Genomic DNA, 7,047 nt, shown 5'->3' with positions numbered 1-7,047 from the left:
GAAATACTAGCCGGAATATCCTTGCCGATTTTGAATGGAGGGTCAGCCAGTTTAAGCCCGATGTGGTGTCAATAATGATAGGTACAAATGATTGTGCCAAGGGGAGGGTCCCACTAGATGCTTTCGAGAAAAATATGATCAGTTTGGTGAAGAAGTTTAGAGGTTTTGGGGCCATTCCTATACTGCATACCCCTAATCCTATTATCCAAGCCTTAGATCCTTCGAGAGCAAGTCTGGAGAAATACGTGAAAGTAATAAAAAATATTGCGGAAAAAGAGCAGGTGATTTTGGTTGATAACTATGGGCATTGGTGTGAAGAATTCCAAAATCCAAATGGCGTAAAGGTCTATAAAGAATGGCTCAATGATCCACTGCATCCGGATGGTGATGGTCATTCAGAGATAGCAAGATTGATGTTCAAATCCCTAGGGATTTTTGATCCTGAAGCTCCGACCTGCGGAGGTGTTTATTATGAAGGAGAACACTAAATGAGAAGGTGCAAACCATTAATTATGAAACAATTTAAGTTAGTATTACTTTTTGGTGTATACCTTCTAGGTGCAGGGAGTTTTTCTAAAGCTCAGACACTCCTCAATCCATCACAAATTGTGCTTCATATTGGAGAAGATGGGCTGCCACCTAGAAATAGTGAGGGGAGTTTTATCCAGTTGAACGATGGAAGGATCTTATTTGCCTATTCCAAATTTGAAGGGGGATCCGGGGACCATGCCAGTGGATTGATCGCCGGGCGTTATTCTGAGGACAGTGGCAATACCTGGACCGGCAAAGATGAGGTAATCGTTTCTAATGAAGGAGGCATGAATGTGATGTCTGTTTCTTTCCTGAGGTTAAAAAATGGTGCAATTGCCTTGTTTTATGTCAGAAAAAATTCTTTGGATGATTGTATTCCCATGATGCGGATTTCCAATGACGAGGCCAAAACCTGGTCTGAACCAGTACCTGTAATCACAGATAAGAAAGGATACTTTGTACTAAATAATGATCGGGTAATTCAACTCCCCGGTGGAAGACTGCTGGCACCTGTTTCTCTACATAAAACTGCCGGCAACGATTTTAGTATGCGCGGGACTATTTATTGCTATTACTCTGATGACAATGGGAAAACCTGGCATTCGGGTCAGGAAATGCCTAATAATGACAAGGTGGTTGTGCAAGAACCCGGAGTGGTTTTATTGGAAAATGGTGAGGTTTTGATGTGGTTGCGAACGGATCGTGGTGTTCAGTACCTAAGCAAATCTAAAGACAAGGGTCTAAGTTGGGAAGAGGTATACCCTTCTGACATCGCTTCACCAAGAGCTCCTGCTTCTCTAAAAAGAATTCCGGCAACGGGGGACCTGTTGTTGATCTGGAACAATAATAAAGGTTTAGTAAAAGAAACAGCCACTTTCAGAACGCCATTTACAGCAGCTATTTCAAAGGATGAGGGGAAAAGCTGGATGCATTTAAAAGTGCTCGAAGATGACCCTGAAGGATTTTTCTGCTATACTGCAATTTCCTTTGTAGAAGATGATGTACTGCTTGGTTATATGGCTGCAGAACGTGAAAAGCTGAGGGAAAAGATACCTCTGGTAGTGAGGAAATTAAGTTTGGACGAATTTTATGACTAAATGATATGAAAATGGCAATGTACAGATTAAGTGGAGCAATCAAAATGCTGGTGTTAACAGCATTTGTAACTTGTGGATGTGGAGATAAACCGGTTGAGGAGCAGGAAGAAACAACAAATTCAACTCAAAAAGAGATTGTGAGTGTTCCGGGAAACCTGGTACTCAATCCTGGAGAGAATAACCCAAGAAACAGTGAGGGTGATTTTATTGAGTTGGAGGATGGGAAAATTCTGTTTGTTTATTCCCATTATTATGGAGAATCTTCAAGTGATCATGCCACAGCTTATTTGGCAGGGAGGTTTTCAGAGGACAAAGGAAAAACCTGGACAAAAGAAGATGTCGAGATTTTGCCCAATGAAGGAGGGATGAATGTGATGTCTGTTTCATTGCTTAGACTGCAAAATGGGGACATTGCCATGTTTTATTTAAGGAAAAACAATACAGACGATTGTATCCCCTATATGCGGGTTTCTAAAGATGAGGCCAAAACTTGGTCAGACCCCATAGCCTGTATTACAGATGATGAAGGTTATTTTGTTTTAAACAATGACCGTGTGGTCCAGTTGGAGGATGGTACATTGATGCTTGCTGTAGCGAAACACGCCGGCCCGGGAATGGAATGGAGAGGAAGAGCAGATTTGTATGCCTATTCTTCCACTGATAATGGGCAAACTTGGGAAAGAAGTGAAATGGTTCCTAACCCCAAAGAAATTGTTTTGCAAGAGCCTGGCTTGGTTGAGTTAGCAGATGGCTCCATCCTAATGGTTATTCGAACTGATGCAGGAGTGCAGTGCTTTTCCTACTCAAGAGACCAAGGCAAAACCTGGTCTGAAGTAGAAGAAAGTACTTTGGTTTCTCCGGTCTCTCCGGCGACTATAGAAAGAATACCCGGAACAGGAGATTTGCTGGCAGTATGGAACAATAACCTTTCGGATGATCCCGACATTGCTAAGCTCAGAACGCCTCTTAACTCAGCAATTTCAAAGGATGAAGGTAAAACCTGGACAAATATTAAAACTTTGGAAGATAATCCCGATGGATGGTATTGTTATATAGCCATGGATTTCGTGGGTGATGAGGTGCTATTGGGTTACTGTGCCGGTAATAGACCGGGCGGAACGGGGCTTTCGGTTACCAAAATCACCAAACTGGGAGCGGACTGGTTTTATAAAGAATAGGTGACCATGAGCATTTTATTTAGCAACAGATTTGAATTGACTTTATCAGGCTTATTGGCCATGTTAATGATGGCTTCATGCGAATCTGAGCTAAAAAATAGTGAGCAAACGAAGCCCAATATAATCTTGATCGTTTCCGAGGACCATGGACAGGACCTGGGAGCTTACGGTAATAGCATAGTGACAACGCCTACCATTGACTCATTGGCTGAAAATGGCGTTAAGTTTCTCAATGCTTATACTACCTATTCTGTTTGTAGCCCCTCCAGAGGATCAATTTTGACGGGACTTTACCCCCATCAAAATGGACAGATTGGACTAGCTACTCATGATTTTGAAATGTATAAGGCCTTTGAGAATATCCCTTCCTTTTTAAAAGAACAAGGGTATAGTACAGGTTGTTTGGGGAAATTGCATGTCAATCCGGAATCTGCATTTCCATTCGACTTTCATGAAATTGAGAGTTCAAACTTTGGCAAGGAAAAAATGGGTGATTATGCGATTAAAGCTTCTGAGTTTATAAGAGCTGCAGGTGAAAAACCATTTTTTCTTATGGTCAATTTCCCGGATGCCCATTTTCCATTGCTAAGAAAGGTTGAAGGCTTGCCTACGATTGAAGTTTCAGGGGATAATGTTTCAAGTACGCTTCCTTTTGTAGGTGCTAACACAGAACGATTGAGAGAGCAGACAGCGGATTACTATAGTCAGATCAATCGTTTGGATGAATCAATAGGTATGCTATTAGACTCGCTTAAAGCAACAGGGAAAGCTAAAAATACACTGATTATTTACCTCAGTGACCATGGTGCCCAGTTTTCCAGAGGCAAAACCACAAATTATGAGGCAGGGCTAAAGATACCATTGATAATTACCTGGCCTGAAGGGGTAACCGGAGGGCAGGTGATAAATGATCAGATGGCATCCGTCATTGATATATTTCCAACCATCGTGGATGCGGTTTCCAGCAAAGGAAAATCAGCGCTTCCGGGAAAATCACTTATAAAGGTGGGCAATGGAGAAGCAACTGGGCATGCGTATATTTATGCAGGTGGTTTGATTGGAACGGCTAAATATTTTTATCCCAAAAGAAGTGTTCGGAGCAACAAATACAAGTTGATTCACAATTTGTACAGTGGTGAACCTGACCCCTACTTATCGGTGTATACAGATCACATTTACCCTACGGTTTTGTCTGGCACCTCAAGGGAAGAAATAGCTACATCAACCGATGAAATCAAAGTGGTCTATGATAGGTGGGAGAATCCTCCGGCCTTTGAATTATATAATTTGGAGAATGATCCTTGGGAGTTTAAAAATCTGGCACAAGATCCCGATTACCGCGAGGAGATGGAGAGGTTGAAGGAAGCGCTAAATAATTGGAGAGTGACAACAAGAGATCCATTTATTGATTCAGTTAATTTTAAAAGGATCAGGGCAGAAGTTGACTCAATAAATAAGGTATATCCTGACCATAGCTATCAAAAAGACACTGCCTTTCATTGGGGCTATCCCAAATACTTTGGGGATTACGTGTTAAATGCTGAATAAAATTAAATATGAAGACTAGATATAAAATGATACTACTTTTTCTATTGATTGGCTTTCATTTATTGGATGAGGTTAGCGCCCAGCAAGTAAAAACTGTTCTGCAACTGGATCCCGGCGAAAACAATCCCCGTAACAGCGAAGGAGATTTTGTTCGCTTAAAGGATGGGAGAATCATGTTTATTTATACCCATTTTACCGGTAAGTCCGGGAGTGATTTTGGCTCCGCCCATTTGGCTGCGAGGTATTCTGAAGATGATGGTCAAACCTGGACTGATAATGACAAGGTAATAGTACCCAATGATGGGAAAATGAATGTAATGTCTGTTTCATTGCTTAGGCTTCAGAACGGAGAAATTGCCTTGTTTTATGCAAGAAAAAATGGAATAAGTGACTGTATACCTTTAATGCGAATCTCTAAAGATGAAGGAGAAACCTGGTCAGAACCGACTCCATGTATCACTGATAGGGAAGGTTATTTTGTGCTCAACAATAACAGGGTGATACAATTGGACAATGGTAGACTCATTATGCCCGTTGCTTTACATCAAACAGCAGAGGATGAGGATTTTAACAATAATGGGCGCTTGTTTACTTATTTTTCAGATGACAATGGAGCTACTTGGAAATCAAGTAAAGAAGTAAGGGGTCCTAAAAAAGTCATTTTACAAGAACCCGGACTTATAGCGCTGAAAAACGGAAAACTAATGATGATCATTCGTACCGATGATGGTGTACAATACGCCGCTTTTTCTAAAAATTCAGGAGAAAAATGGACTTCTGCAAAGCCCACGAAAATCGCATCTCCCTTGTCCCCTGCTACTGTCGCAAGGATACCATCTACTGGAGACCTTATGATGGTTTGGAATAATAATGGGGTGAAGGAAGGATTATACAAGGGGAAAAGGACTCCTTTAAATATAGCCATTTCCAAGAATGAAGGTAAAACCTGGGAAAAAGAAAAAGTACTCGAAGATGATCCCGATGGTTGGTATTGTTACACAGCCATTCATTTTGTCAATGATGAGCAGGTGCTACTTTCCTATTGTGCCGGAAATAGACCGCAAGGAACCGGGCTTTCCATTACGCGATTAAGTCTTTTAGACCTTGATTGGCTTTATGGAGAATAATGTGCTTTTGAGTTGATTTAGTCTTGAAAACCTGTGCTGACCATCTAATTATATATGCAAAGAAATACAATCCTCGTTTTGGCTTTTCTATGGATGTTTCCCTTGGCGGTTTTGGGTGATGGTGTTCAAACCAAAATTGAGGCAGAAGCTTCCTCATTGGGAGAACAAGCCCTTAAAATTGTCGCTTTTGGCAATTCCATAACTGCCACAAGAAAAACCATTGATCAGGTTTTTGCTCAAAGACTGCCTTCACTTCTTTCAGCGGAAGGTATCGAAGCAGAAGTGATTAATTCCGGGATTCCCGGAAGTCATACTGGCAGCATAAAAGACCACGATTTGTTTAAAATAAAACATGCTAGGGACAGATTTGAAACAGATGTGCTGGCACATGAGCCTGATTTGGTAATCATAGGTTTTGGGACAAACGATGCCCATATTGATGGTTCCGAGCCTGATGGACAATCAAGGATTCCATTAAAGCAGTATAAACGTAACCTTAAATTTATGATTAAGGAGCTTCAGAGCATTGGTGTTGATGTGATTTTATTAGCGCCTAACGGGCTTAGGGGTAAATATCCCGAATACCAAAATGTAAGGTTGGCACAATATGTAGAAGTAGTGAAAAAATTGTCGGTAAAATACAATACAGGACTCCTAGATAATTTTAGACTATTTTCTGATTACTATGCCCAAAACCCATCAAGGGAAGAATTATTGTTGGATGGGGTGCATCCCAATGACAAGGGCCATGCTTTGATGGCAGAAAAATTATGTCTGGAAATAGTGAGGATGAAAGTTACAAGAAACTAATAATAGAATGGTAAAATTATTTTCTTCCCGAGTTATAAAATCTGCAAAAGAAGGTCCTCAAGGACTTATTATTGCAGGAGTTCACGGAGATGAATACGAACCTGTCTTGGCGGTATTAGAGCTAATGAACTTATTGGAAGGTAAGCTGGCTTCCGGTTCTGTTACCCTTGTACCGATCACCAATAGAAATGCCTACTTCTCCGCAGCACGCATTGGAGAAGACAAACTAGACCTTGCCAGGACTTGTCCGGGAAATGCCAATGGCAGCATTACTGAACAAGTGGCGGCGGAAATCAGCGAAATGATTAAAAAGGCAGATTTTTTTATCGATATGCATACCGGAGGTGATTTGTTTGACATCTCTCCACTTTCAGGTTATATGCTCCACCCCAACTCAAAGGTATTGGAAACACAAAGAGCCATGGCAGAAGCCTTTAACTTGCCTATTGTTTGGGGTACAAGCCCCGAATTGGAAGGAAGAACCTTGTCTGTGGCGAGAGATGCCAATATTCCGGCAATTTATACTGAAAATGGTGGAGGAGCTTTCCGTGCTGAAGGTGTGGATGAGTTGGTAGAAGGTTGTGAAAATGTCCTTCAACTTTTCGGAATGTTACCCCAACAGAAAAAGGAAAGGAAAGCAATGGTCAAAATCGAAGATGATCAACCGGGAAGTGGGCATTTGCAGGTGATGCACCCTGCGCCGGAAGAAGGAATATTTCTACCCTCTGTAGATTTGGGAGATCTAGTTACAAAAGG

At 41.4% G+C, this 7,047-nt stretch carries 7 protein-coding genes; all 7 read left to right on the top strand.

Annotated elements, in window-relative coordinates; all coding sequences use genetic code 11:
* Positions 1-488, top strand: a 488-nt coding sequence (locus AAC037_RS16180) for an SGNH/GDSL hydrolase family protein (RefSeq protein WP_339903988.1), incomplete at its 5' end; no start/stop codon positions are given.
* Between the two features lie 24 nt (positions 489-512).
* Positions 513-1,628 carry a sialidase family protein gene (locus AAC037_RS16175; RefSeq protein ID WP_339903986.1) on the top strand — a complete coding sequence of 372 codons (1,116 nt, stop codon included), beginning with the start codon at positions 513-515 and terminating at the stop codon, positions 1,626-1,628.
* Between the two features lie 11 nt (positions 1,629-1,639).
* The gene (locus AAC037_RS16170; protein ID WP_339903984.1) at positions 1,640-2,806 is read left to right on the top strand and encodes a sialidase family protein; all 1,167 of its coding nucleotides are present in this window, start codon (positions 1,640-1,642) and stop codon (positions 2,804-2,806) included.
* A 6-nt stretch (positions 2,807-2,812) separates the two neighbouring features.
* Positions 2,813-4,354 carry a sulfatase gene (locus AAC037_RS16165; RefSeq protein WP_339903983.1) on the top strand — a complete coding sequence of 514 codons (1,542 nt, stop codon included), beginning with the start codon at positions 2,813-2,815 and terminating at the stop codon, positions 4,352-4,354.
* A gap of 8 nt (positions 4,355-4,362) precedes the next feature.
* Entirely contained in the window at positions 4,363-5,481 is a 1,119-nt protein-coding gene (locus AAC037_RS16160) for a sialidase family protein (RefSeq protein ID WP_339903982.1), read from the top strand.
* A 54-nt stretch (positions 5,482-5,535) separates the two neighbouring features.
* A complete protein-coding gene (locus AAC037_RS16155) occupies positions 5,536-6,291 on the top strand; it encodes an SGNH/GDSL hydrolase family protein (protein ID WP_339903980.1) in 756 nt (251 codons plus the stop codon).
* A gap of 7 nt (positions 6,292-6,298) precedes the next feature.
* Positions 6,299-7,047: M14 family metallopeptidase (locus AAC037_RS16150; protein ID WP_339903979.1), on the top strand; the 749-nt coding region annotated here is incomplete at its 3' end.

The sequence above is a fragment of the uncultured Cyclobacterium sp. genome (assembly GCF_963976465.1).
In the GTDB taxonomy this organism is placed as follows: domain Bacteria; phylum Bacteroidota; class Bacteroidia; order Cytophagales; family Cyclobacteriaceae; genus Cyclobacterium.
Note: the sequence above shows the minus strand (reverse complement) of the source record. Positions and strands in the feature narration are given on the sequence as shown.